This is a genomic window from Pseudoalteromonas sp. NS-SX12, from assembly GCF_057367955.1.
Genome location: NZ_CM170635.1, coordinates 292,014 through 317,370 on the forward strand (window position 1 = coordinate 292,014; position 25,357 = coordinate 317,370).

General features: G+C 40.6%; 22 protein-coding genes. 8 read left to right on the forward strand and 14 right to left on the reverse strand.

Annotated elements, in window-relative coordinates:
- Positions 1–10 precede the first annotated feature (10 nt).
- A complete protein-coding gene (gene hemA / locus AC2IOM_RS15530) occupies positions 11–1,264 on the reverse strand; it encodes a glutamyl-tRNA reductase (RefSeq protein ID WP_486360325.1) in 1,254 nt (417 codons plus the stop codon).
- A gap of 87 nt (positions 1,265–1,351) precedes the next feature.
- Between hemA and lolB the strand changes: the two genes are divergently transcribed.
- The 4 genes from lolB (at position 1,352) to AC2IOM_RS15550 (ending at position 6,026) form a co-directional block, all read left to right on the forward strand.
- The gene (gene lolB, locus AC2IOM_RS15535) at positions 1,352–1,933 is read left to right on the forward strand and encodes a lipoprotein insertase outer membrane protein LolB (RefSeq protein ID WP_486360689.1); all 582 of its coding nucleotides are present in this window, start codon (positions 1,352–1,354) and stop codon (positions 1,931–1,933) included.
- The gene (gene ispE / locus AC2IOM_RS15540; protein WP_486360326.1) at positions 1,921–2,775 is read left to right on the forward strand and encodes a 4-(cytidine 5'-diphospho)-2-C-methyl-D-erythritol kinase; all 855 of its coding nucleotides are present in this window, start codon (positions 1,921–1,923) and stop codon (positions 2,773–2,775) included. The genes lolB and ispE overlap by 13 nt, the downstream gene beginning before the upstream one ends.
- A gap of 47 nt (positions 2,776–2,822) precedes the next feature.
- A complete protein-coding gene (locus AC2IOM_RS15545) occupies positions 2,823–3,770 on the forward strand; it encodes a ribose-phosphate pyrophosphokinase (RefSeq protein WP_010559033.1) in 948 nt (315 codons plus the stop codon).
- Positions 3,771–4,073: 303 nt separating this feature from the next.
- Positions 4,074–6,026 carry a methyl-accepting chemotaxis protein gene (locus AC2IOM_RS15550; protein WP_486360327.1) on the forward strand — a complete coding sequence of 651 codons (1,953 nt, stop codon included), beginning with the start codon at positions 4,074–4,076 and terminating at the stop codon, positions 6,024–6,026.
- Between the two features lie 123 nt (positions 6,027–6,149).
- Here AC2IOM_RS15550 and AC2IOM_RS15555 read toward each other — a convergent pair whose 3' ends face one another.
- The 9 genes from AC2IOM_RS15555 to AC2IOM_RS15595 all read right to left on the reverse strand — a co-directional run bounded on the left by AC2IOM_RS15555 (position 6,150) and on the right by AC2IOM_RS15595 (position 13,332).
- Complete coding sequence (locus tag AC2IOM_RS15555; protein WP_486360328.1) at positions 6,150–6,725, reverse strand: PepSY-associated TM helix domain-containing protein; 576 nt, start codon at positions 6,723–6,725, stop codon at positions 6,150–6,152.
- The gene (locus tag AC2IOM_RS15560) at positions 6,712–7,197 is read right to left on the reverse strand and encodes a DUF4920 domain-containing protein (RefSeq protein WP_486360329.1); all 486 of its coding nucleotides are present in this window, start codon (positions 7,195–7,197) and stop codon (positions 6,712–6,714) included. The genes AC2IOM_RS15555 and AC2IOM_RS15560 overlap by 14 nt, the downstream gene beginning before the upstream one ends.
- Positions 7,198–7,429: 232 nt before the next feature.
- The gene (gene rsgA / locus AC2IOM_RS15565; RefSeq protein ID WP_486360330.1) at positions 7,430–8,473 is read right to left on the reverse strand and encodes a ribosome small subunit-dependent GTPase A; all 1,044 of its coding nucleotides are present in this window, start codon (positions 8,471–8,473) and stop codon (positions 7,430–7,432) included.
- Positions 8,474–8,634: 161 nt separating this feature from the next.
- Positions 8,635–9,105, reverse strand: a complete 471-nt coding sequence (locus AC2IOM_RS15570; RefSeq protein ID WP_010559028.1) for a CreA family protein — start codon at positions 9,103–9,105, stop codon at positions 8,635–8,637.
- Between the two features lie 24 nt (positions 9,106–9,129).
- Complete coding sequence (locus AC2IOM_RS15575) at positions 9,130–10,368, reverse strand: ABC transporter permease (RefSeq protein WP_010559027.1); 1,239 nt, start codon at positions 10,366–10,368, stop codon at positions 9,130–9,132.
- Entirely contained in the window at positions 10,361–11,062 is a 702-nt protein-coding gene (locus AC2IOM_RS15580) for an ABC transporter ATP-binding protein (RefSeq protein ID WP_010559026.1), read from the reverse strand. The genes AC2IOM_RS15575 and AC2IOM_RS15580 overlap by 8 nt, the downstream gene beginning before the upstream one ends.
- Positions 11,043–12,224 (reverse strand): efflux RND transporter periplasmic adaptor subunit, encoded by a 1,182-nt coding sequence (locus AC2IOM_RS15585; RefSeq protein WP_486360331.1) that lies wholly within the window; start codon positions 12,222–12,224, stop codon positions 11,043–11,045. The genes AC2IOM_RS15580 and AC2IOM_RS15585 overlap by 20 nt, the downstream gene beginning before the upstream one ends.
- A 26-nt stretch (positions 12,225–12,250) precedes the next feature.
- Complete coding sequence (locus AC2IOM_RS15590; RefSeq protein WP_486360332.1) at positions 12,251–12,967, reverse strand: YIP1 family protein; 717 nt, start codon at positions 12,965–12,967, stop codon at positions 12,251–12,253.
- Between the two features lie 191 nt (positions 12,968–13,158).
- Complete coding sequence (locus AC2IOM_RS15595) at positions 13,159–13,332, reverse strand: hypothetical protein (protein ID WP_158523467.1); 174 nt, start codon at positions 13,330–13,332, stop codon at positions 13,159–13,161.
- Positions 13,333–13,495: 163 nt separating this feature from the next.
- On the opposite strand from AC2IOM_RS15595, the gene AC2IOM_RS15600 reads away from it, so the two are divergent.
- Positions 13,496–13,771 (forward strand): HU family DNA-binding protein, encoded by a 276-nt coding sequence (locus tag AC2IOM_RS15600; protein WP_486360333.1) that lies wholly within the window; start codon positions 13,496–13,498, stop codon positions 13,769–13,771.
- Between the two features lie 102 nt (positions 13,772–13,873).
- Here AC2IOM_RS15600 and AC2IOM_RS15605 read toward each other — a convergent pair whose 3' ends face one another.
- On the reverse strand, positions 13,874–14,215 hold the full coding sequence (locus AC2IOM_RS15605) for a hypothetical protein (protein WP_336437035.1): 342 nt from the start codon (positions 14,213–14,215) through the stop codon (positions 13,874–13,876).
- Positions 14,212–16,899: a DUF2339 domain-containing protein gene (locus AC2IOM_RS15610; protein ID WP_486360334.1), complete on the reverse strand. Its 2,688-nt coding sequence runs from the start codon at positions 16,897–16,899 to the stop codon at positions 14,212–14,214. Before AC2IOM_RS15610 ends, AC2IOM_RS15605 begins: the two co-directional genes overlap by 4 nt.
- 57 nt (positions 16,900–16,956) lie before the next feature.
- Here AC2IOM_RS15610 and AC2IOM_RS15615 point away from each other — a divergent pair, with 57 nt between their 5' ends.
- Positions 16,957–17,772 (forward strand): SDR family NAD(P)-dependent oxidoreductase, encoded by an 816-nt coding sequence (locus tag AC2IOM_RS15615; protein WP_486360335.1) that lies wholly within the window; start codon positions 16,957–16,959, stop codon positions 17,770–17,772.
- On the opposite strand, the gene AC2IOM_RS15620 is transcribed toward AC2IOM_RS15615, so the two are convergent.
- Positions 17,769–19,313, reverse strand: coding sequence for an HD domain-containing phosphohydrolase (locus AC2IOM_RS15620; protein WP_486360336.1), 1,545 nt, complete (start codon positions 19,311–19,313; stop codon positions 17,769–17,771). The two genes, AC2IOM_RS15615 and AC2IOM_RS15620, sit on opposite strands and share 4 nt — an antisense overlap.
- A gap of 497 nt (positions 19,314–19,810) precedes the next feature.
- Here AC2IOM_RS15620 and AC2IOM_RS15625 point away from each other — a divergent pair, with 497 nt between their 5' ends.
- Together AC2IOM_RS15625 and AC2IOM_RS15630 are read left to right on the forward strand one after the other, a co-directional pair.
- Positions 19,811–20,203, forward strand: a complete 393-nt coding sequence (locus AC2IOM_RS15625; protein ID WP_486360337.1) for a DUF4019 domain-containing protein — start codon at positions 19,811–19,813, stop codon at positions 20,201–20,203.
- Positions 20,204–20,387: 184 nt separating this feature from the next.
- Positions 20,388–21,863: a cytochrome-c peroxidase gene (locus tag AC2IOM_RS15630; RefSeq protein ID WP_486360338.1), complete on the forward strand. Its 1,476-nt coding sequence runs from the start codon at positions 20,388–20,390 to the stop codon at positions 21,861–21,863.
- Positions 21,864–21,902: 39 nt separating this feature from the next.
- Here AC2IOM_RS15630 and AC2IOM_RS15635 read toward each other — a convergent pair whose 3' ends face one another.
- Complete coding sequence (locus AC2IOM_RS15635) at positions 21,903–25,259, reverse strand: methyl-accepting chemotaxis protein (RefSeq protein WP_486360339.1); 3,357 nt, start codon at positions 25,257–25,259, stop codon at positions 21,903–21,905.
- Positions 25,260–25,357 lie beyond the last annotated feature (98 nt).

Consider the following 25,357-nt stretch of genomic DNA (forward strand, 5'->3'; position numbering starts at 1 on the left):
TTGACGCCTGTTAATTATCTAAATCTAAAACTTTTTTGATTTGTGCAAGCTTGGCAATATCATCTTGCTCAGCAGCTTGCTTAATCGCTTTGGTTGGTGAATGAATAATTCGATTTGCTAATTTATTAGCTAATTCATTCAGCACTTTTTCTGGGTCTTTACCTGATTTTAACTGACCTTGCGCCTTTTGTACTAACTCTAATTTTATTTGTTCAATATTTTTGCGGTAAGTACGAATAATGTCGACTGAATCAAGCGCATTTCGCCAAGTTACAAATTCATTGGCTTTTACAACAATTATCTCTTCGGCTTCAGCGGCCGCACGCTCACGTGATTCCATATTCTGATTAACAATTTCTTGTAAATCATCAACAGAATATAAATACGCATCGTCAAGTTCAGCCACTTGCGCTTCAATATCGCGCGGTACGGCAATATCAACAAGCAGCATTGGTTTGTAGCGACGCGCCTTTAACGCCTGCTCAACCATACCTTTACCGATAATTGGCAGTGTACTTGCCGTTGAGCTGATCACAATATCGGCATCGATTAAACTCTCTGGCACGCGCGATAGCGGCACAACATGTGCGTTGAATTCATCTGCTAAATTTTGTGCACGTGATAAGGTACGGTTTGCCACCGTCATATGCTGACAACCGTTTTGATATAAATGGCGTGCGACAAGCTCTATGGTTTCGCCCGCGCCAATTAACAATACTTTGGTTGGTTCTAAATTACCGTAAATGTGTTTAGCTAAATTAACCGCTGCATAAGCAACCGAGACCGCACTTGCTCCAATATCGGTTTCTGTACGCACTTGTTTAGCAACCGAGAAACACTTTTGAAAAAGACGCTCAAGTAAGGCATTCACCACACCTGCTTGTTTTGCCTTTGCGTAAGCTTGTTTAATTTGGCCAAGAATTTGTGGCTCACCCAACACTAACGAATCTAATCCAACCGATACACGCATTAAGTGCTGAATAGCTTTAAAGTCTTGATGCTGATACACGTGTTCCGCTAATTCGCTTTTATTGAGTTGGTGAAAATCAGCCAACCAATCAATAAGCACTTGGGGTTGTTGATTTTCAACGATACAATAGAGTTCGGTGCGATTACAGGTAGACACAACCACAGCTTCGTTCACGCCATTCTGTTGGCAAAGTTGAGCAAGGGCAACGTCGATTTGTTCAGGAGAAAACGCCACGCGTTCTCTTAATTCAACAGATGCGGTTTTATGATTAATGCCTAAAGCAACTATGGTCATTATGTCTACAATTTGTTTTTAGCACGTTTTAAAGCGATTAATTTTACGTAAATCAAGTCAATAAAAAAAGTAAGGATTTAAGATTTGATGCAATTACGCATGATATTTGTCATATTTTTGGTTTTTTTAACAGGCTGTGCAAGTCAATATTACGACAATGCAACAGTTAAAGAGAATTGGCAAAGGGAATTACTGCAAAAACAGTCTTGGCAGGTAAAAGGCAAATTGGCGATTATTCAGCCAGAAAAACGTCAAAGTGCTAATTTATTTTGGGCCACTACCGCCAAAAAAGATGTGCTTAATCTCACATCATTTGTTGGCACCTCAGTCCTTTCACTTGAAAAGACGCAGACCCATGCCACTTTAGAATTAGATGGCGAAACCCATGTTGGCAAAAATGCACAGCAACTAGTGTATTGGTTAACGGGTATGAATCTCCCATTTTTAGATGACCCTAATTGGTTAAAAGGATTGCCTCATACCCAAACATTTCTTGCCGATGAACTAAATCGCGTTAGCAATGCCACACTTATTGATTCGCAAGGCAAGCAATGGCAAATAACCTACAGCAACTACCAAAAACACGGGGGGTATTGGTTGCCCTATTCCATTTCACTCACTCATGACACCGTTAAACTAAAATTAAAAGTATATACATGGCAGATTTAACAACGCTTTCGCTTATTGCGCCCGCAAAACTTAATTTATTTCTACATATTAATGGGCGCTTACCTAGCGGTTACCACGAACTTGAAACCTTGTTTGTGTTTTTAGATTATGGCGATCGTTTACATTTTAAACGCACAAACGACGGCGCGGTTACGCTAAAAACCCAAATAGACGGACTGCCAGACGAAGAAAATTTAATTTATAAAGCGGCAAACGCATTAAAACTTGCAACAAATACTGCATTTGGTGCAGAGATTTCATTTGATAAACACCTGCCAAGTGGTGGCGGTGTGGGTGGTGGTTCATCCGATGCGGCAACTACATTGCTTGCTTTAAATACACTTTGGCAATTAGCGTTACCACTAGAGAAATTAGCAGAAATTGGCGTTGCACTGGGTGCCGATGTGCCCGTATTTATCAACGGCCAGGCCGCTATTGCACAGGGTATTGGAGAAAAATTAGCCCCAGTAAATTTACCTGAAACTTGGTATTTAGTGGTCCACCCAAATGTACACATTAGTACGGGCGTAATCTTTAACAATGCCAATTTACCGCGTAACACACCGAAATTATCAGGCGACTGGCAAAGCTCCAAACATCGCAATGACTGCGAAGAGTTGGTGAAAAAGCACTATCCCGAGGTTGAAAAGACCCTTAACTGGTTGTTAAAATACGGCCCGTCAAGAATGACAGGTACCGGAGCATGCTGTTTTGTCAGTTTTGAAACGCAGCACGCAGCCCTTGAAGCATTAAAATCGCTCCCTGAAACTTGGCAAGGCTTTGTAGCAAGAAGTACGAACATATCTCCAGCACATTCGGAGTTACGTACTAAACTAAATTAATTATTGGTAACTACTGTTACCCAAAAAAGTGCCTGAGGAAACCTACCGTGCCAGACATGAAGCTCTTCGCTGGTAACGCAACGCCTGAGTTAGCTCAAAAAGTTGCAAAACGCTTATACATTGATCTTGGTGACGCTGAAGTTGGTCGTTTTAGTGACGGTGAAATTAGCGTTCAAATCAACGAAAACGTACGTGGTTCTGACGTTTTCATCGTACAATCTACTTGTGCGCCTACAAATGACAACTTAATGGAATTAATCGTAATGGTTGACGCACTTCGCCGTGCATCAGCTGGCCGTATCACAGCGGTTATCCCATATTTCGGTTATTCTCGCCAAGATCGTCGCGTGCGCAGTGCTCGTGTTCCAATCACAGCGAAAGTAGTTGCTGACTTCCTTTCAAGCGTTGGTGTTGACCGTGTGTTAACTGTTGACCTACACGCTGAACAAATTCAAGGTTTCTTCGACGTACCAGTTGATAATGTTTTCGGTAGCCCAATTCTACTTGAAGATATGAAAGAGAAAAACTTTGAAGATGTTGTGGTTGTATCGCCAGATATCGGTGGTGTTGTACGTGCACGTGCAATTGCAAAACTACTTGATGACACTGATCTTGCAATTATCGATAAGCGTCGCCCACGCGCTAACGTATCGCAAGTAATGCACATTATTGGTGATGTTGAAGGTCGTGACTGTATCATTGTTGACGATATGATCGACACAGGTGGCACTCTTTGTAAAGCTGCAGAAGCATTAAAAGAACATGGCGCTCGCCGCGTGTTTGCTTATGCGACACACCCTGTACTTTCAGGTGCAGCAGCAGAAAACATTAAAAACTCTGTAATTGACGAAGTTATCGTTACTGACTCAGTACCACTTACAGATGAATTAAAAGCAATCGACAAGATTAAAGTGTTAACGCTTGCTGATATGCTTGCAGAAACAATTCGTCGCGTAAGCAACGAAGAATCAATCTCTGCATTATTTGAGCACTAAAATCTGCTTAAATAAATGATAAAAACGCAGGCCTAGCCTGCGTTTTTTGTTTTAACAGCAACGCTATTATCGCCCACGTATATCTTTTTATAAGTTACACATTTAATTTACAGTTTGTTTTAAGCACTCGCTTTACCCCTCCCAAAACGCTTTAGATTAATTCAAAGCACATCAACTAACACATTCATATCTAGTAAATTTTTAGCAATAATGAAGAATTTACAGTGTGCATTAAATTTTCTACCTATACTTAGTTAAATTTATCTTAAATTTAATTCGTCAGATCTAATGAGAGTAGCGTTTATGTTCACTAAGTTAAAACTGGTTCAACAATTATCTATTTCATTTGGCGCCATGATAGGACTAATGGTTTTACTTGCCACTATTTCGTTTTTTGGATTACGCAGTGGCTACAATGATTTTGTCGAATATCGCGGGCTCGCACGCGACAGTAATTTAGCAGGCTTAGTGCAATCTAATTTATTATCTATCCGTTTACATGCCCTTAAATTTTTAAAAGAACAAAATAACGAAAACATCAACGACTTTAAAAAACGCGCTAAGCAACTAAACGAGCAACTCAACATAGCAAAAACCGAAATTATTGAGCCCGGGCGTTCAAACCTTATTAAACAGTCATTTGATAAAGTTATGGCCTACGAGCAAGGATTTTCTGACGTAGTAGATTTATATGCCAAACGTGATGATATTGTTAAAAATCAACTTGATGCAAACGGTGTAGTCATTCGAAAAAATATTAGCGAAATTATTCGAACCGCTTACGAAGATGGCGATACAGATGTCACGTATTTTGCCGCCATTGTTCAAGAACAGCTGTTATTAGGTCGTTTATACACTAGCAAATTTCTCGTTTCAAACACTCAAGATGACTATTTGCGCGCCATCGCGGAATTTAAAGAAGTAATGAAGTCAGTAAAAGTACTTAAGGACAATATTCAATCACCTAAAAGAATCGCACTTCTAAATGAAGCGGCTACTCGTTTAACAACTTATCAGCAAGGCATTGACAATGTTAATGACGTAATCAACCAGCGCAATAACATCATTACCAATGTGTTGAATAAAGTCGGCCCTGAAATTGCCGAGGCTTATGAAGAAGTGAAGCTATCCGTTAAAAATGACCAAGATTCTCTTGGTCCTAAAGTTCAAAGCCGCAGTGAAACCACCACAACGACAATTATTGTCGTCTCAATAGCTGTTGTCGCTGTGGGCGTATTTTTCAGTTGGTTTATCTCCATTACCATTCGCAAACCTATTGGCGGCGAACCAAAAGACATTGAATACATCGCAAACCGTATTGCTGATGGCGATTTAACCATTTCCTTCACAAAATCAGGTAACGAAACTGGCATATATAAGGCCATGGGCGAGATGGTTGGCACACTACGACATATTATTGATAGCCTAAAACACGCAACTACCGAGCTAATACGCTCAACAAAAATATTGGATGAAAACACTGCAAGCTCAATGCAAGGTGCAGAGCATCAAATGGAGCAGTTAAATCAAGCCGTGCTGTCGATGAATGAAATGGCGGCCACAGTTGCGGATATCACACAAAGTGCCCAACTTGCAGCCGATGCCGCAACCAATGCCGACGACCAAACTCATACTGGTAAGCGAGTGGTTGATAATACGCGTAATGCAATAAACGACTTAGTTGATAACACTGAGCTGGTGAGTAATTCAATTAAAAACCTTGAAAACGAAACCGAATCAGTTGGGTCAATTTTAGATGTGATCCGAGCAATTGCAGATCAAACAAATTTATTGGCGCTTAACGCTGCCATTGAAGCTGCCCGCGCAGGCGAACAAGGTCGTGGCTTTGCAGTAGTTGCTGACGAAGTAAGAAGCCTTGCCAGTCGTACACAAAAGAGCACCGAAGAAATTCAAGCAATGATCCATAAACTGCAAAGCGAAGCTAAGACGTCAGTTGACCAAATGAATGCAAACCTAGAAAGTGCGCGCGTTACCACAGAAAAAGCTAACGAAACCAATGAAGCGCTTGACTCAATCTCTAATTCCGTTGGCACAATCCGCGATATGAATATGCAAATCGCCGGTGCGTCAGAAGAGCAGAATGTGGTAACTCAGCAAATCACCGACAGTGTTGGCCAAGTAAATGAAATGGCTGTGCAAACCGTTGCAGGTGCAGAAAAAGCGGCTGAAACAGCACGTGGATTAGTTGAAATTGCCGCTAATTTAGAGGGACTCGTTAACCGCTTTAAAGTGTGAACAAACCCTTAGGCAATACAACAGCACACCAGATGTGCTGTTGTACTGTTTACTTCGTTTCAAAGACATTTTTTGCGCTTTTTAGTCGTTGCTAACTAACCTTTTTTGACACGCTCTGAGCCGTTATAAAAAGATAAAGCCGGCAGGAATCGCAAAGCCCGCCAAAATAAAAAGCCCTCGTTTACCAAATGGTCCGTATTTACCTCGGATCATAAAAAGTGAACTCATTGCCAAAAACAACAACAAAGCGGCAAAAATATCAGATACGATAATCCATGATTGATGTGTTTCGTTCAGGTGCAACCGATTAAGTGCTTGGAAAACCGGTCTAGGCCTTATTTGTTCAACAGTAAGCGTATTAGTATTTAAATTTAAGCTAATATTCGCGTCATCATGTAAAAAAACCTTAAATTGATTTGGCGATTGCCAATAAGACGCTTTGACGTCTAATTGTGTATTAGCGAGTGTCAAAACCTGCTTAATTAAAGCCTGATCGTTATTTATATTCCAATCAATATCACGTGCGTTTATCTTGGTAGTATGTACTGCGTAGTTCGGATTCCAATCATTTTTATGATTAACCGCGATTCCTGAAATCGCATAAATCAAAATAAAGCCAATACAAAAATAACCAACATCGCGATGTAAACTGCGATTTAATCTAAACCAGTTAATGTGATTGGGCTTACTTTTCAACATTGTTATCAATAATCTCAACACCTGTCGGCGACAGTTGGTAGATTACGTCTTGCTCAGTTACTGAATCGGGATTAAAGTCTTTACCTGCTTTTTGAGCGCGATGAGCGAGTAATCGTTTTGTTTGACCAAGGCTTAGTTCTATTTTTTCAAGCGTACCCGTTGCAAGCGCTTTGTTTCCTTTCGCGGTCATCGGGAACACCATGTGCCCATCTTCTACTTTGATACGTAAGTTTTGAAAGCGCTTATCTGATGCAAGTGTCATCCAGCAGCCTCGCTTTTCGCATACGCCGACAATGGTCCCTTCAATGGTAATTGGCGAACTTAAATAATTATCTGGGTTTGCCATCACAGTTGATATTTTAATTAGTTTGTCGCTATCGACCTCTTCACCAAACGTAAGCGTTTTGGCAAGCGCTTGAACTTGCACCAGCATAAGTGCAACAACCAATGTTATTTTTGTAAAAAACGGCATAAGAATTCCTTTTCAAGGTTTACTAGTTAACTGGAATCTAATCTTAGGAATTAAATCTACCGCCATTTTTATCAAAAAACGTCAGTGTATCAACTAGTTTTCTTTTTATTGGGTAATATTTAGAGAATGATGTCAACAAACGACGTATCAACAACATTTTGAAATTTATGTGTTCATATAAGTAAAAATGCGCCTATCAAAACGTGATAGACGCATCGATAAAGCCTACTAGCTATTCGTTTAATTTCTTAAACTTAACTGCCTGGCTTTGTACTCGTTTATACATTTTAGTAAGCGATTTATCGTGCGCTCGGCGTTCACGTAAAGATGCTGTATTAAATTGGTTTTCTTTACGTAACTTTTGGTAATTTAAAAAACGTCGCTCAGTTAAACTACCATCGCTAATTGCTTGCTGTATCGCACATTTTGGCTCATTACTATGTGAGCAGTTAACAAACTTACAACTTGATGCCAAGGCTTCTATTTCGCTAAAGGTTTGCTCTAGCCCCGCGGTTACATCGCTAAGCTGAAGTTCTCGCATTCCCGGCGTATCGATTAATACTGCGCCTGAAGCTAACTTAAGTAAGTATCGCCCAGTAGTAGTATGACGGCCTTTGCTATCTTGCTCACGAATGGCACTTGTTTTCTGCTGCGTTTGCGCCAACGTATTACTTAATGTTGACTTTCCGACACCAGAAGACCCCAACAGCACGATACTAGTTTGTGGTTTTAACCAATCTGACAATTGATTAACCAGTGTAACATCGTGGCAGTCAATGACTTCGACCCGTAACATTGAACTAAGGTTTTGAACTTGCTCACGCTTTTCTAGGCCATCATTTGCAAGATCGGCTTTAGTTAGTATTACCACAGGTTCACAGCCCGCTTCATTGACAAGCGCTAAATAACGTTCGATGCGATTGAGGTTAAAGTCATCGTTCAATGAACACAACACAAACGCAACGTCGACATTTGCCGTAATTGCCTGTTTTTCTAGTTTGCTGCCGGCAGCGCGTCTAGCAAAATACGATTTACGTTCAAAAACACGATTTACGTCGTGTTTTTCAGTAAGTAACAACCAATCGCCAACAACACACTGCGATACTTTTTCAGTTACTGGTAATTGAAATGTGTCGCTACCAGAATCAACCACTAGTCGATTTCGATGTTGTTCAACAACCCTAACAGGAACGCTGTTGTACCATTCGTCGATATCAAGTTGTTGTTGAAAAAAGCTTTGCCATCCAAGTAAGTTTAATTGATTAATATTTAACATTTTTGCCCTTAAATAAAAGAAAAATAAGGGGCTTTTAACCCCGGTTATACAAACCGGGTGTATTAATTATGCGTTACACCCGGTTGGGTTAACTACAATCATCAAAATCTCCTGTTTACGTTATTTACTGTGTAATTTGCGACATTAATCTACTTAATGCGTTAGTTATCTACTGATACACGTGTTTGATATGCTTTTGTACCATACAAAGGCACTGTCGACAAACTGTGCTTAAAACTACCTGACGTTTCTTTCGTTGAATACGACAAGTACATTAAGGTTTGATTTTCTTTATCTAAAATTCGTCTTATCTTCATCGATTTAAAGAAAACGCTCTTCGACTTTTTGAAAATCACTTCACCTGAATCTGAGCTATCTATTTGCGCTATCATCGCTTGGGTGATTGGTCCTGTTTGACGACACGCAATTGAGCTATCACTTGGATCTGAAAAGCTTAAATTAGCTTCAACAGAGGCAACATGACATGTTACCCCTGTTACTATTGGGTCTTGAAAATGGTTTAGTTTAATGTCTTTAAGCGTAAAAACACCAAGCGACACATCACCTACCTCACTTGAATCACAACCAACAAGTGACCCAAGTAACAGTACTAAACCCATTGCCTTTTTCATTTGTTTATTCCTTGCGTAACGCGTTTATTCATATCTTAACGCATCAATTGGGTTGAGTCTTGCCGCTTTTATCGCAGGCACTAAACCAAAAATAACACCAATTGCTGAGGTAAAACCAAATGACAATAATATCGCCCACATTGGAATATATGCCGCAGGCATGCCTGGTACAATCGCTGATATGGCAGCAGCAGCGCCATAACCTGTTATAAGGCCAATTACGCCACCAAATAAACTGAGTACCACGGCTTCTACTAAAAATTGCAGCATAATAAAGCCCGGCGTCGCGCCAAGTGCCTTTAGCGTGCCAATAATACGGGTGCGCTCAGTTACAGACACCAGCATAATATTCATTACACCAATACCGCCAACTAACAAGCTAATACCCACAATACCTGCAGTAATTGCCGTTGCACTGCCCGTAAATTTGTCGATATTCTCACGCGCTTTTTCAGCGGTTTCGAACTCAAAATCGTCGTGATCATCTGGGCCAAGTTTATGATTCTGACGCAAGATACGTTTCATTTGAGCCAAGGTTTGTGCTTCATCAACATCCGGCTTTAAGCGGAACATAATTTGAAAATATGGTTTACGCGCATTGCCTTCTAAAATTTGCATAGTACTGATTGGGATATTGATGTAATCATCCTGATCGAATCCCAAAAAGCTGCCTTGCTTCTCTGCAACCCCAATAATACGAAACCATTCACCACCGAGTTTAATGTATTCACCCACTGGGTTTTCAGGTAGCTTAAGCTTTTCAATCAGTGTTTCACCAATAAAGGCAACGCGACGGCGTTTATCGTCATCTTGTGGGCGAATATAGCGGCCCATTTCAGGATAAATGCGATAGGCCTTTTGATAGTTTGATTCTGTGCCAACTACCCGCGTATTGTGACTTTCGCCTTTGTACTCTACCGCGCCTTGAAAACGAAACGCCATCATTTGTGCAGTGATAGTATCGAACCCTTGTACTTTACCTTTTAGCGTTTCAAAATCACGCACTGTTAAATACGAACGTTTACCAAGCATTTCTTGCTGCGGTGTGGTGTACGGCTTAATGCTAGTCACATCCGGCGCCATATCAGCCAATTGATCGTTAATTTGCTTGGTAAAGCCCTGCATCACAGCAACAACCGTAATAACTGCTGCAACGCCAATGATTATACCTAAACACGTGAGCGCACTGCGCATCGCATTAGCACGAATCGCCTGAAGCGCGGCTTTGGTTCCCTCAATAATCGCGAGAAATGACTTAAACATACGCTCTCTCCTCGCTATTTCGTGTATCCGATACCACTTTTCCATCAACCAAGCGCAATACACGCTGGCAATGTTCAGCAATTTCTTGCTCATGGGTCACCAAAATAATGGTATGCCCGTCATTATGCAGCTCATCAAACAAACTCATAATTTCATTGGTTGTTTTGCTGTCCAAATTACCCGTCGGTTCATCTCCCAGCAGGATATCAGGCTTTGTCACCAGCGCTCTTGCTATTGCCACACGTTGACGTTGACCACCTGAAAGTTGTGATGGTAAATGGTGCAATTTATCACCTAGGCCAACTTTCTCAAGCGCCTGCGTTGCTAGCTTTTGACGCTCTTTTGCTGAGATAAAACGGTAAATCAACGGCTGCATTACATTGCTTAACGCACTGGCGCGAGGAATAAGGTTGAAACTCTGAAAAATAAAGCCAACACTTTTATTTCTCTGCCCTGCGAGCTCAGTTTCAGTCATTTTTTTTACTGGTTTACCTTGCAACACATACTCGCCGCTACTTGCGACATCCAAGCAGCCTATAATGTTCATTAGGGTCGATTTACCTGAGCCCGATGGACCGATAATCGCAAGATACTCATTTTCTTCAATGTTTACGCTTACATTATCCAAAGCCAAAAAGCTTTGTTCACCCATTTTGTATTCTTTGCAAATATTACTAAGCGCGATCACTGACATCTTTAGCATCCTTATCAGCTGTTTTCAGCTTTACCTTATCGCCCTCTTTTAGTTTGCTAACTGCGCGCGCTGGCCCTACTACAACCGTTTGCTTTTCTTCAAGACCACTTTCAATTGCTTGTTCAATATCTGATGACACACCGAGTTCAACCGCTTTCTTAGTGACTGTTTTATCGTCGTTTAATACCCAAACATAGTGATTTTCATCTTCGCTGTGCACTGCTTCAATTGGAATTTTAATGGCGTCTTTACCAATGGCCGTTGCAATTTCTGCACGGCAACTCATACCTGCATACAAAGTGCGTTCATCGTCGTTTAACAGCACTTTCACTTTAAATGAACGCCCTTGTGAGCCAACAAATTGCTTGGCTGACGTACCAATATGAATGACTTTGCCAACAAATGGTTTATTTGGGTAGGCTGCAGCGTAAATTTCTGCCTCTTGGTTTAATTTAATGCTGGCAATATCTGTTTCGTCTACTTTTAGTTCAGCAAGGATTTTGCTTGGATCCGCCAATAACATCAGATCTGAACCAACAATATTGGTGGTACCTGCAATCACGGTTTCGCCTTCTTTAATATCAACCGACGCTAATAAACCACTCATGGTTGCTCTGAATACACTTTTACTTAAACGGTCTTCAGCAATTGACAATGACGCTTTAGCTTGGTTTAGCGATTCTTTACGCGCCGATACATCAATTTCAGCCAGCTCTTTTGCATTTTTAATGTTATCGTAAACTTCTTGCTGCGATAGTCCTACATCGAAGAGTTCTTTTTGACGGTTAAGCTGAGAGATTAAATTCTTAAGACTTGTTTGCGCACGCTCAATATCAATTTCGCTTTGTCTTACTAACGCTTGATAACGGTCCACTTCGGCTTCAAAAGCTTCGGTATCAAGCTGCATTAACATGTCGCCTTTCTCTACACGCTGCCCTTCTTCTACAAATACTTTTTCAACACGGCCGGTTACTTCTGAGCGCAATTGCACTTGGGTGTTAAAAACCAAGGTACCCGACGCTAAAATAGAATCTTTTATTTTTCCTTTTTCAGTTAGCGTGGTTTTTATCTCTGGTAATTTACCATCGCCCTTGATTTGTTGGCTTACAATCATGGCGACAAATGCCGCCACCGCGACTGCTACGATAATAATTTTTTTCATATTCAACCCCAAAGCAAAGCAGCACCTTAAAGTGCTGCAATAATTACCCAAATACCATAAATTAAAATGCTTGGTAGTAATGCAAATAGCATTGCTTTGTTGTTGTTAAAGTTAGTCCATGACTTTAAGCCAATATACGTCAGCGCTAGAGACCAAATTGAGAAAATATTGATACTCTCTAGTAAACCCGCAAATGCGTGGTTAGCGTCAAAGCCAAAAATAAGTTGGTTTAGTGAAGAGAATGTAAGTACTGTTGCAGGGATTTCACCGCTTGAGGCAGTTAACACCAATGCCATGGTACCAATTGCTGCAAAAATTGTTGGCAAGCTCGTAAAAGCGGTAAAACCAAACCAATCACCAAATGTCATATGACACTCTGGGTCTTGCTTCCCAATTAAATAGTAGTACAAAGCAAAAATACAGAAGATAGTTGGAATACCAATTAACACACCGACTGCAGAGAAAATCCACATCATTGGAAATTGCTGTGCGGTCATCGCTTCAGCTTGTTCAAGTTCCGCAGGATTGTAATCGCCACTTTGTTCCATCGTAGCAATTTGTTGTTCAACAAAATATGCTTGGTCAACAGAGTTAAAGTAAATAACTTGTGCCGAGATACCAAACACAAATAATAATATCATCGCAAGCCATGACCAGCCTTTTGCATCTTTTAGGCCGTTAAACGCCTTGGTAGGGGCTAAAAATGTATCGCCAATCGCGCTAATTGCATTTTCTGATTTCATAGTTTTACTCGTTTTTAGTTGTTTTGATACACAAACCATAACAACCTGAAACACTTTGAAAAACTAAAAGTGATAAACGGTAAAATACGATTTTAAGCGGTAAAATATGCCTAGCTACCTAAACGATGTCACGCCGTGAAAACAACTATTGCTTGAAAAAGCGACAAATTCACTGGGGCGTAACACGTCCGCTAATCGAAGTGCGAATGCCTTGGCTCATTTGAATCGCAAAATCCAAGTTCACATTTGTGGCTTTCAAAGTAACTTAGGTTTTCCTCAGCCCATTCATAATCCTGTATTGCAGGATCTTTTCGTCCTTCATCACGTGCTTTTTGATATGCCAAAACCGAAACTAATAGCTCCATAAACACCTCCAACATCAAAAAATAGGAATTTAGTACTGATTACGCTTTAAATAATAAATTGGATCATTAACCGTTAATTTTTCAAATACAGCGTAAAAGGCGCTAAATACTTGACTCGAGCATAAGACATAGTTAGCCTTTGCCGCTTTTTAAGGGCGCTATTATGAATAAATCCCAACTTATTAAACTCATCGCAAAAAACAACGACATGCCAAAAACGACCGCTAAACGTGTTGTGGAGAGTTTAGTTTCGACAATCACTCAATCATTATCAGAAGGTGACTTAGTACAATTACCAGGGTTTGGCAGTTTTTCATTGAGTTATCATCCAGAAAAGCAAGGGCGTAACCCACAAACTGGAGAAGAGATCACCATAGCCGGACAAAATAAAGTAGCGTTTAAAGCAGGTTCGAAACTAAAAAGCGCGATTAACGAATAGCCTTTAATAATTAGGCAGAACACCTAATCCCGAAGTGAATCGTAAACTGGTAGCACTTTAAGCGCCGCCAGTTTACTTAACAATCAACACGCTAACAAAATATCACTTGCCAATCGGTCGACGGTCTTTTATTTCTATTTCGCTCAGCTCGTTACGTAAATGATCAAGCACTTGATTTATAAAACGGTGATTGATAAAAATATCGACCGAACTTTTTGCTGTGCGCAAAAACACATGCGTATTGGTAGCTTCAATTGCACGAATTTCATCAACCGACACTGTAACAGCAAGGCCTTTAATCAAACGTGCAATCGGCGTATCGCGTACAATCAGCTTGCTATCTTGTTGCTCAATTAAATGCTCAACGCTATTAAGTCGTTTTGAATACGTAAGCCAAAGCATAAAAAGCCACATAAAAAAGCAAATTATGATCAATACAATCATTGAGGCGCCTCTTCAGACACTAATTTAAATCGCGTAAATAGCCAGCCTAACGCTACTAACGACAAACCTAAACCAATAAACGAAATCGCACGATAAAGCCCGTCTAGGTGCGCCATATCAAATAGGAAGGCTTTTAAAATAACCACAAGTAAAATTGCAAACCCCGCTTGGTAAACCACAGACTTGGCAATACGCTGCCCGAACAAAATAAATCCTGCCGCGATAATTAACCACACAACCGAATAGCTGTAAATCTCAGCTTGACTCGTTAGTAACGAAAGCCGAATTTGTTCGGTTTGAAAATAACTGCGCACAACACCGTTAATAAATAAAAAGCTAAACCCTGCAGCTATTGGCAACAACACTTTATTTTTATTGAGTTTTAACTGCTTTGGCACAATATCAAAGTAATACACAAGCGCAATTATCACCGCAGGCACAGCCCACATCACCATTAACCAATTAAACAAGAAGATATCACCAATCAAAATAGCTTCTAAGAACGGATTATACTGCGTATTCAAAGCTAAATGACACAAACCACTTGCCGCAGCCAGCGCACAGCCAGCGTACAAATATAAAGAGCGCGAACTGATTTTGAATCGCCACCAATAAACCACGGCTAGTATCAACCAGTTCATTGATAACACGCAAAGTTCTGCGAAGTTTAAGTTACTAAAGTCAGGGTAATGGCCGACTAAGAAATAACTGGTTTCGGTCGTTACAAATAACGCGATTAAATGCAGTAATGCGCCTTCATACCACTTTTTAAGTTCAGAATTGGAATGTAACCGATAAGCATAAAACACCATGGCAAACATCATGGGCAGTACCACTAAACTCCAGTGCACACCAAATACGAGCTCATTACTGTACTGCTGAGTCCAAGGAGCGAGCGTGATGCGCATAAGCACTAGTGACAGAGCTATTTTACTTAGCCACAACGGCAACTCGACTTTAAAACGCTGTTGCCCATAAGCGATTAACACTAGTTGTGCACAAATTGCCAATGATAACGTACTAGCATTCAACCACATGGTAAATACTAACGCTAAAAAACTGTTCGCAGTAAGCCAAAACGAGATTGTTGCTAGCGCATGATGTGCTTTGGTTATTTGCCATAGCGCATAGCCTGCCATCACCATCAGGTATACCGTCCAAAGTGGGTATAAGGTTGTTTCAACTGTTTGCGGCGTTACTATGTAGGACACGGCAAACACCAACAGCGGCGCAATGCCTAACAACAAACTATAACTGGCACGCTTTATAAATAGTTTTTGCATTACCACGCTATATACAAAATACGCTACACCCACTAATTGCGCATATAAAAATACACTGCTAAAAACCAGCATAGGGTCATCGAGCTGATGCACGATAGGATAGCTTACTATCGCAAAACAACTGAAGATTAACGATACAAATGGCCAAGAATCAAATGCACTGTGCCTTAGTGGCAAATACATGCAAAGTGCACTCAATAACACACTTACAATCAATAAACTGCTACTAAAGCCGTGCAAACTATAAAACAGTACTAGCAGTAGTATGTTAAGCACTAAGGCTAATTGCTCTTTGCGTGGCATTAATAGTACTTTTATTGCTAGTGGCGTTAAGTTCTTATTAGTTAAGCGCCAACCGAGCACACTGGATAATACATACAGGTAAAATGCAATTGCCATAGTCGCTGCAATTACCCAAATATCGCTTTTACCTGCAATCGCAACACTAATGGTAAGCCATACAAAATGTCCGACAAAACTTTGCCACCACAGCCACTCTCGTTTGACTTTATTGGCAACCCAAATCGCCGCAATTGATACAAAGTTAACGTACATTAGTAAGGCAAACACATTGTTGCTGCCAGTATTAACCAAAGCAGGCACCGTATATGCGCCAATAATACCTATCACCGCAAGCAATGGACCAAACCGTAATGCGAGCGCAGTAGCTATTAAAGAAATTGCTGCAAGTGCAGCAAAGGCAACAACAGGCGAGATAAAATGATAATAACTAAAGGTAGCAAGTACCAATGCAAACCCAGTAATAATGCCCCCGCTGGCAAGTGCAGCACTGGTGTTCGTAACATGATTGCTGGCACCGTGCTTGCGATACAAATATTCCGCCAATATCACTAATGCCAAAGCAAACACACCACCCAAAATTAAGCGTAACGTAATTGAAATAAGTCCCGACTCTATTGAGTACTTGGCGAGGAAAATACCACCGAGCGCTAAAATACCAGCACCAATCCAAAGCAAACCATTATTTGCTAAAAATTGCTCCAATCGCTGCGCTAAACTTACAGTCTCTATTGGTTTAGATTTAGGTTTTTCATTTAATGAGGTTTTTGCCTGCTGTTGATGGGTTGCCAGCGCTACGCTCACATTGCCTGTGCTATCCACCTGTGGTGTTTGCGGTTGTGAATTGTCGGCAGCTTGTGTGTCGCTTTCTGCGCTTTGTTCGACAACAGATTCTTGCGCTGACTCTTCAGATGTTGCGCGTAGTGTATTAGTTTCGCTTAACTTTTTAACGAGCGACTTTAAATGTAATACCGCGAGCGTTAATTCCTTTATTTTTGCGTCGGCGCTGCGTAATTTAACAAAGCTGTACCAGGCAACGATTAAACCGCCTAACATAAACACAGCAAACACCAGCGCAAAAAGTCCTAATAGAGTTTCCATACTTTTTACGATAAATTAAAACAATCTTGCACTAATGTACCTTGAATGGCTGACGAAATGAATAACTATAAAAATAAAACCGTTTTAATAACAGGTGCTTCGAAAGGTGTAGGCGCTGAAACTGCAAAGCAATTTGCCAAACTTGGGGCTAACGTTGCACTGGTTGCTAGAAACAAAGCGCCCCTTGAGGCACTGGCAGCTGAAATTAATCAATATGGTCATGCTGCGGTATTTCCCTGTGATATTGGCGAGATATCAAGCCTTGAAACCTTAGTAACGCAAGTAGTTGCCACCTTTGGTGCAATCGATGTGCTCGTGAATAACGCAGGGCTACACCATCGCGGCGATTTTGAAAAACTAACGCCAGTTCAGGTTTCAAATATGGTGAATGTGAACTTAAATGCGCCGCTAACACTCACTCATCTTTGTTTAGATCAGCTTAAACAATCAAATAATGGCGCGGTGATTATGGTAGGGTCGTTAGCGGGACGTGCGCCACTGCAAGGTGCCGCGGTTTATTCAGCAACAAAAGCTGCACTAAGGGCATTTAGTTATGCGCTACATGATGAACTTAAGCCTCACCAGATTAAAGTGGCGGTAGTGTCACCGGGTCCAATTGATACTGGTTTTATAATGGATGAGATTGATCACGTTGAAGACATTGTATATTCGCAGCCGATGAGCAGCGCATTAGAGGTTGCAAATGAGATTATCGCATTGTCGATAAACGACAGTGAAGAAAGCGCTATGCCATGGTTTAGCGGCAAGCTAACCACCCTCGCCTATCTATTTCCAAAATTGCGACGAGCCCTGCGCCCCTATCTTTATAAAAAGGGCGCAAAAGCGAAGTTAAAATATAAAAGCCGACGCTAACTATCAAAAGGTGAATCGTCGCTGATTTGGTGTTTTATCGCTACTAACTCACAAAAGTGATCTGTTGCGATTTTTGCGAACTGCGGGTCAAACTTAATACCCGCATTTTGCTCAACATACTGACGAATTTGATCATCGCTCCACGGCGCTTTATAACTTCGTACACTGCCGAGAGCATCAATTACATCCGCAATCGCGACAATACGTGCTTCAAGTGGAATATCGTCACCTTTAAGCCCCTGCGGATAACCACTTCCATCATAATTTTCATGATGAAAACGCGCCATCGTTGCGCCTAGTTTTGCAATTGGCATACTTGATTTATCAAGCAGTTGGCCGCCCTTTTCAGCATGTGTTTTAATTAACTCAAACTCATCTTGCGTAAGCTCACCTTGCTTATGCAAAATGGCATCAGGAATGGTCGTTTTTCCAATATCGTGTAACGGCGCAGCAATGCGTATTGCATCACATAACGAATCTGGTAACCCCGCTTTTATCGCAATAAACTCAGCCATTGCGGCAACGCGCTTAACATGACTGCCTGTTTCTTTGCTACGTGCTTCTATTGCATCACCCACAATATAAAGTAATTCTTTTTGTGTAGTTTGTGTTTGATGTTGGCGCACTAAACTTTCAAGCATCAACGCAATATTATTTATAAATAATTCCGCGATGCTGGCTTTAAAGTCACTGGGTTGATGATCAAATTCAATATACAGCACTGCTTTGGAGTCGCTAGATGTGCTGATACATGCCACATAATAGTCGTCTGAAAAGTGACTTTGTCCACTGCTCAGCGCTTCTTCCACAATAGCATTAACGTTTTTAGGGAAGGGTTGATTTGCTTTTTTAAGTTCGTTAAAGCGACCAGAACTTGCGAGCAGTATTTTATGAGATTGATTAAAGATATCATTTTCATGGCGCATTATGTAAATTGCTGAACTGTCCACTTCCATTAACGATAGAAAGTTATCAAGGGCAGCACATGCGAAATCGTTTATATTCTGAATTTTAAGTAAGTCACCAGACACTTCTATTAAATTGCGAAATGACTTAAGGGATTTTTCAACCGTGTTTAAGTCGCGAAATCCACGTAGCGCCCCATACGTACAGCTTACCAACTTAGTCGCTGTTAACTCGGTTTTTGTTCGATAATCATTTATATCGTACTTTTCAATCACTTCTTGCTCGGGTGCATAACCAGCTTGCCCTGTACGAATTAATAACCTTACTAAGTGATTGTTAAGTGTATTTCTGATCCAGTTAACCAGCTCCAATCCTGCATGGGTAGACTCCATCACGACATCAATAAATACACATGCCCAATTAGTATCGGACATCAAGAGTGTTTTAGCTTGCTCAGATGAAAACGCACTGGTGCAACTAATTGTACGCCCCAATATTTCTTTGCCTTCCAGCACTAATTTGGTTACATCATGAATATTTTTATCATCATCCACGATCAAAATATGCCATTTAAGTGTTTTAGGCTTTTGTGTTTTCTCTGGCTGCTCGCCCTGACTAAACAGGTAATTATCCATAAGGTAATGTAATATATTTGACTAAACTGTTGGCTGACTGCCGCTGATTATTTAAGTTGAACCAGCCCGATAAATACGCAGTACGACAACGTTAAAACGTTAAGGTGAAAGTGTAATTTTAATCTAATCCCACACTTTAAAAAAGGTTATTCACATTTAATCACATGTGAATATTTCATATGTACCCACACTATTTCTAAAGTGCTATTACATTCACAATAAGTAACATACGGTACTACGCATAAACATCAATTAAGCAATTGATATTAAATAATTTTTATAAAAACCAAGTCCATTCTAAAACCCACATTATTGAAATAACGCTTAAATAAATTCGATTAAAAGCGTATTCATTTTAGGGCGACACGTTACGTTTGTAAGAATTTTGAAAAGCGTTAAAACATGCACATCAAATTGTTAACGCACTGTTTTAATGCTATTTATTATTTCAATAATTTGCTAACGTGATGACAGTTTTAAGAAAAAGGTATTTCTCAATGAAACAGTTATTGATCCTTATTTATTTTATCGCATTCAGTGCCGTAGCTAACGACAAAGCCTATGAACAAAGTGCTAATAATTGGCTTGAACTGATTGATAGCGGCGATTATCAAGCTTCGTGGCAAGACACCAGTGATCGCTTTAAAAATCAAGTCAGTGAAGCACAGTTGCAACTTGCTCTAGAACAAGTACGCACCCCATTAGGTAAAGTCGTAAAGCGAAGCCCGCTTGATAGCACTCGTCACACTAGCCTACCCGGTATGCCAGATGGCACATACCAAGTAATGCAATTTAGTACCCAGTATGAAAATAAGCGGGAAAGTATCGAAACCTTGTCTATGACACTGATTGATGGAAAATGGCAAGCAATAGGCTATTTTATTAAATAATCACTAGCACATGTAGCCAGTTCGTTTTCGCCGCGTATTAATTGTTTTTTATGCAGCAGCTTATAACTCTAAAGCGCCCTAGCGGTAGCTTATTGCTTATTTGTCATTAAATGTAATTGATTTACTAATCCTTTCTACTAATATTTTCGCACTTTACTTAAATTTAAAATAAACAGGGGCGCAAATGAAAAGGATATTTAGCAGTATAATCGTGCTGTCGCTACTGGGCTGTAGCGACTCAGACAACTCAGAAACAATCGATGAAAAAGCGGGTTTGGTAAGTGACGTTCGCACTTTAATCGAACCATATCAGTTACAAGGTCTGTCTCAGCATGTAGCTAATCTACCTAATATTGAGCAACCAATCGCACAATTAGGCATGCAACTCTTTTACGCTAAATCACTCAGCGGCAATATTGATACCGCATGTGTAAGTTGCCATCATCCGTTTTTAGGCGGTGGCGACGATTTAGCGTTGCCAATCGGTGTTGATGCCGTTGAACAGAACCTATTGGGACCAGGGCGAGAACACATGCCATCAGCAGCGCATTCCGACGGTGGCCCGACTGTTCCACGTAATGCGCCATCAACCTTTAATATCGCTTTTTACAACAAAGTCATGTTTCACGATGGCCGTGTTGAGAGCCTTGATACCCAATGGGCATTAAATGGCAGTAATCAATCGATCAGAACGCCTGATAGCCAATTTAATACCAAAGACAACGTGGCAGGTGCAAACTTAGCCGCTGCACAAGCACGTTTCCCTGTTACCTCGACGGAAGAAATGCGCGGATTTAATTATGCCGCGGGACAAAGCAATCAAGTATTACGTGAACAGTTAACTTCACGACTAAAAGGTGAAACCAACGAACTTGCCCATAACGAGTGGTTTAATGCTTTTTTGAATGGCTTTGAAGCTGACATTAATGACGTTGATATCAACCAATTAATCACCTTTGATAATATCGCTTTTGCGCTCGGTGAATTTCAACGTTCACAAATTCTAATCAACTCACCGTGGCATAATTTTGTCGAAGGGGATGACAGCGCATTAACAGAGCAACAACTACAAGGTGCAAAGCTGTTTTACACCTCCTATGAAAATGGTGGCTTTAATTGTGCTTCATGTCACTCTGGCGATTTTATGACAGACGAATCATTCCATGTAATTGCCATGCCTCAAATTGGTCGTGGCAAAGGTAATGGTTTAACTGGCGATGAAGACTTTGGCCGTTTTCGCGAAACTAACGAAGAGAATGATCGCTTTGCGTTTAGAACACCGCACTTAACCAATATTGAGGTTACTTTTCCATACGGTCACAGCGGCGCGTTTTTAACCTTAGAAGCGGTCGTTAAGCATCACCTCAATCCGGCACTTTCGATCGCAAATTATGACCCAACCGAGTTACAACCTGGATTACAAACTAATAATTGGTTAGCTAACACGGAAAAAGCATTACATCAGCTTACGCAATTACAAGCGGCAGGTGAATCAAAACTACAAACTGTCGACTATACTGAGCAGCAAATCAGTGCCGTTGTGGCATTTTTAAAGGCGCAGACAGATCCCTGTGTTAAAGATCAGGCGTGTATGTCAAAGTGGGTACCAACACGCGAACAAGATGTCGATAACACTCAGTTAGTCGCTGAGTTTAATTAAACCTTGGATTAGTATGAAAAGGAAACCTCCCTTTTCATACTAGCTCACTTTGAAAAAGTTCACTTCGTCCACCATGCGTTTAGTTTCTTCATTTAGCGCGGCTGCGGAACTGGCAATTTGTTCGACCATTGCGGCATTTTGTTGCGTACTTTCTTCAATATTTGTAACGGCAATATTTATTTCATTAAAGCTTGCTGTTTGTCGTTTATTTGCTTCGGCAATTTCTTCCATTTTCTCGTTAGCATTGGTAATCGAGTGTGCGATACCGACAAGCGCTTCACTTGATTGATCAACATGCAGGTTACCATGTGCCACCTGCTCAACGCTCGATGTGATCAAGGATTTTATTTCGTTTGCTGATTGTGCGCTACGTTGTGCAAGGCTTCTTACTTCGCTTGCCACCACACTAAAACCGCGACCGTGCTCACCCGCTCGTGCAGCTTCTACCGCCGCGTTCAACGCAAGCAAATTAGTTTGGAACGCAATTTCATCGATAACACCAATAATATTTTTAATACGGTCGCTCGACGCACTCACTTGTTGCATCGTTTCTTTTGCTTCAAGCGCAATAACCTGCCCGTTTTGCGCATTAGTTTGCATGGTTAGCATTAGTTGTTCGGTTTCAAGTAAGTTAGATTGCGCTACTTTTGCTGATTCATGCACTCGTTGCACGCTCACACTCGTTTGTTCTACTGCGCTTGCTTGAGATTCAGTTCGGCGTCTTAAATCTTCATTTGCATGCGCAATTTCATGCACACTATTCGACACCGACTGCGCTAGGTTTAGTAAATTTGATAACAGCGAGTTTAACTTACCAACTGAGGTATTCGCGTTATCTTTCAATCGTTTAAATTGACCATCATAGTGAGTCGTAACATTGGCTCTTAGATCTCCCGCAACCAAGCTTTCAAATAAGTGGTCTAAATCGTTGAGTACTCGGCTAACAACCACAATAATCTCATTGACACCCTCACTTAGTTGCAAAAAGCAGCCTTGTTTATTAGCGCTATCAATGCGTTTATCTAGGTTGCCTACTTGTAATGCGCTGATAACATCTTGAACTTCGACCTCAATAACCTGGCTTAGCTGTTCAAGTGATTTATTTATATTCATTTTTAGGGTGTTGAATTCACCGGTATAGTCGCCATTTACATGTATGTGTAGATTGCCATTCGCCAGCGCATTAGCAACAGAGTTAAGCTCACTAATAACATTTTGATTAAGCGCTACTAAGTTATTTAACGAATTACTTAACGACAAGAAAAACCCTGATTTATCATCGGTATTTATACGTTTGGTCAATTCGCCCGATAAACAACTCTGCACTATTTCAGTAATTTCATTCTCTATGATGTGATTAAGTGTAGAAATGGTTTTATTGGCGTTAAGTTGTAAGCGTGCGTACGCACCTTCATATTCCCCGTCTATTGTTACTGCCAAGTTGCCTTGTGCTAAATTCGCAAAAACATTGTCGACTTCATCTATCACATTGCGATTAATCTGTTGTAATTTGTTGATGCTTTGCGTAAGGGTTAAAAAGCCGCCTTGTTTATTTTTCTCATTAATAGATACATCTAACTCGCCTGAAGTCGCACAATCCACCAGCTGTTGAATATCTTTTTCAATAATTTGCTGTAGCGTATCGCGACAATCGATAGCCGAATCCAGTAAAACCGCAAACTCCCCTTGGAGTTGGTTAGTATACTGATTGCTTAAATTGCCGCGCGCTAAATCATTAACAACCGTTGATATCGCACTAAACGAGCGATTGCAGGTATTAATCGTGCTGTTAACATCGTCCTTTAGTTGCCCAAGTTGTCCTTGTAAATTCTCGCTAATGGTATTTGAAAAGTCACCCTTTTTTACCGCCGACATCACTTTTCGTATTTCCCCAACGCCTATGCCCACTTGATTGCCTGCAGTTTCAATTTGCGATACTACTTTTTCCAAGTCACCATTGTATTTTCCGGTATAGTTAATATGGTTGTATTGGCCACTAGCTAACGCATTACTCATATTGCCTATTTCACAAAACGCATTGCCTAAGTTTTCAAGTAATGCGTTGATGTTTTTAGCTGTTTGACCTATTTCATCGTGTTGATTAACTGCAATTCGTAAACTGTAATCGTTGTCTTGTTGTATTTGCTTAATGGTTTGTTGAATGGTGTTCAGCGCCTTTTTAAATGAATGCGCAATGACAAAACCAATAATTAAACTAACCAGTAAAAATGCAAGCGCTGTATAAAACGCATTTTGTAATGTCTGCTCTGTGCTATTTAAATTTTGCTTTGCAGTATTAGTTATTTCGGTTGCCAAGGCCTTAATAAGCCCATTAACCAATTTTATTTCGTCCGTGGCACTGGCAAACCAGGTTTTTGCATCAACATGTGGCAAGATAACGGCGGTAGCGAGTCGCTTACTAATGGCGCTTTTTTGATTACCTGTAATGTCTCGCTCAGCGCTTAATCGGCTCACATAATTTAGAAGCGCCGAAAATACATGCGCGGGTAAATACGGCTTCATATTCAATACAATCGCATTCAACTCATCAATTGACTGCGCGCTCAAAGCGTCTTGACTGAGTAACAGCAGTAATGATTTTTTATCGTTCCTAAGTGCAACGTTATTAGTAAATGTAGCGGTCATTGCCTTTACGTTTACCACTTGTGGGTCAGTTTTTAGCGCCTCAAAACGCTTCAAATAATCGTTATTGGCATAATGGGTAAACTGCTTTTCACGCTTTCGTATTTCGGCTAAAAAGCGATTTACTGCTTCTGCACGCTGTGGCGTGTAATCACCTTTTGCAAATACCCCGTTTAAGGCGCCACGTACTTGGCCCAAATGCTCTTTTAACCAAATTAACTGAATTGACGATTTAAATTTAGCTGACAACTCTGGCTCAGTAATATAAACCGATAGCTTTTCAGTCAAGGTAATGGCATCTGCGTTAATTGCAGAATAAAAGTGAAAAAAGCCAGAGTCAGGTACTAGTGCATCCACTTTTCCTCTTATGTTCATGCGTTCAGAAAGCGTCTTTTGTAATTGCTGTATAACGTCGAGTGAATGTTTATTAAGTGAAAGGGACTGTATCTTATCGATTTTCAATAAGAGTGCGTCAGCTGCGCTATCGGCATTTTTACGCTGCGATTGCAATGCTTGTTTACCTTGAGTGCCACCAGAGCCTAAGTACCCGGCACTCAACCCGCGCTCTACCGCAAAGTTATGTGCTAAATTATTAAGTAATTGTGTTAACTCAATAACCTCGTTTATATGAGTTTGAGCTGTCACTTGTACTTCGCTGTTTTTATTTAATTGGTAAATTAAAAATCCACTAAGCACACTGGGAATAAGCAAAATAAGAAGGAGCTTAAGAACAATCGGTAGGTTTTTTAGCATTGTGTGCATCCCTAAGTTTGGCAAGCAAAGCAGTTAAATGATACGACTCCTCTTTCACAATAGTTTAATTTCAGCAAAACAAAATTTATTAATACAAA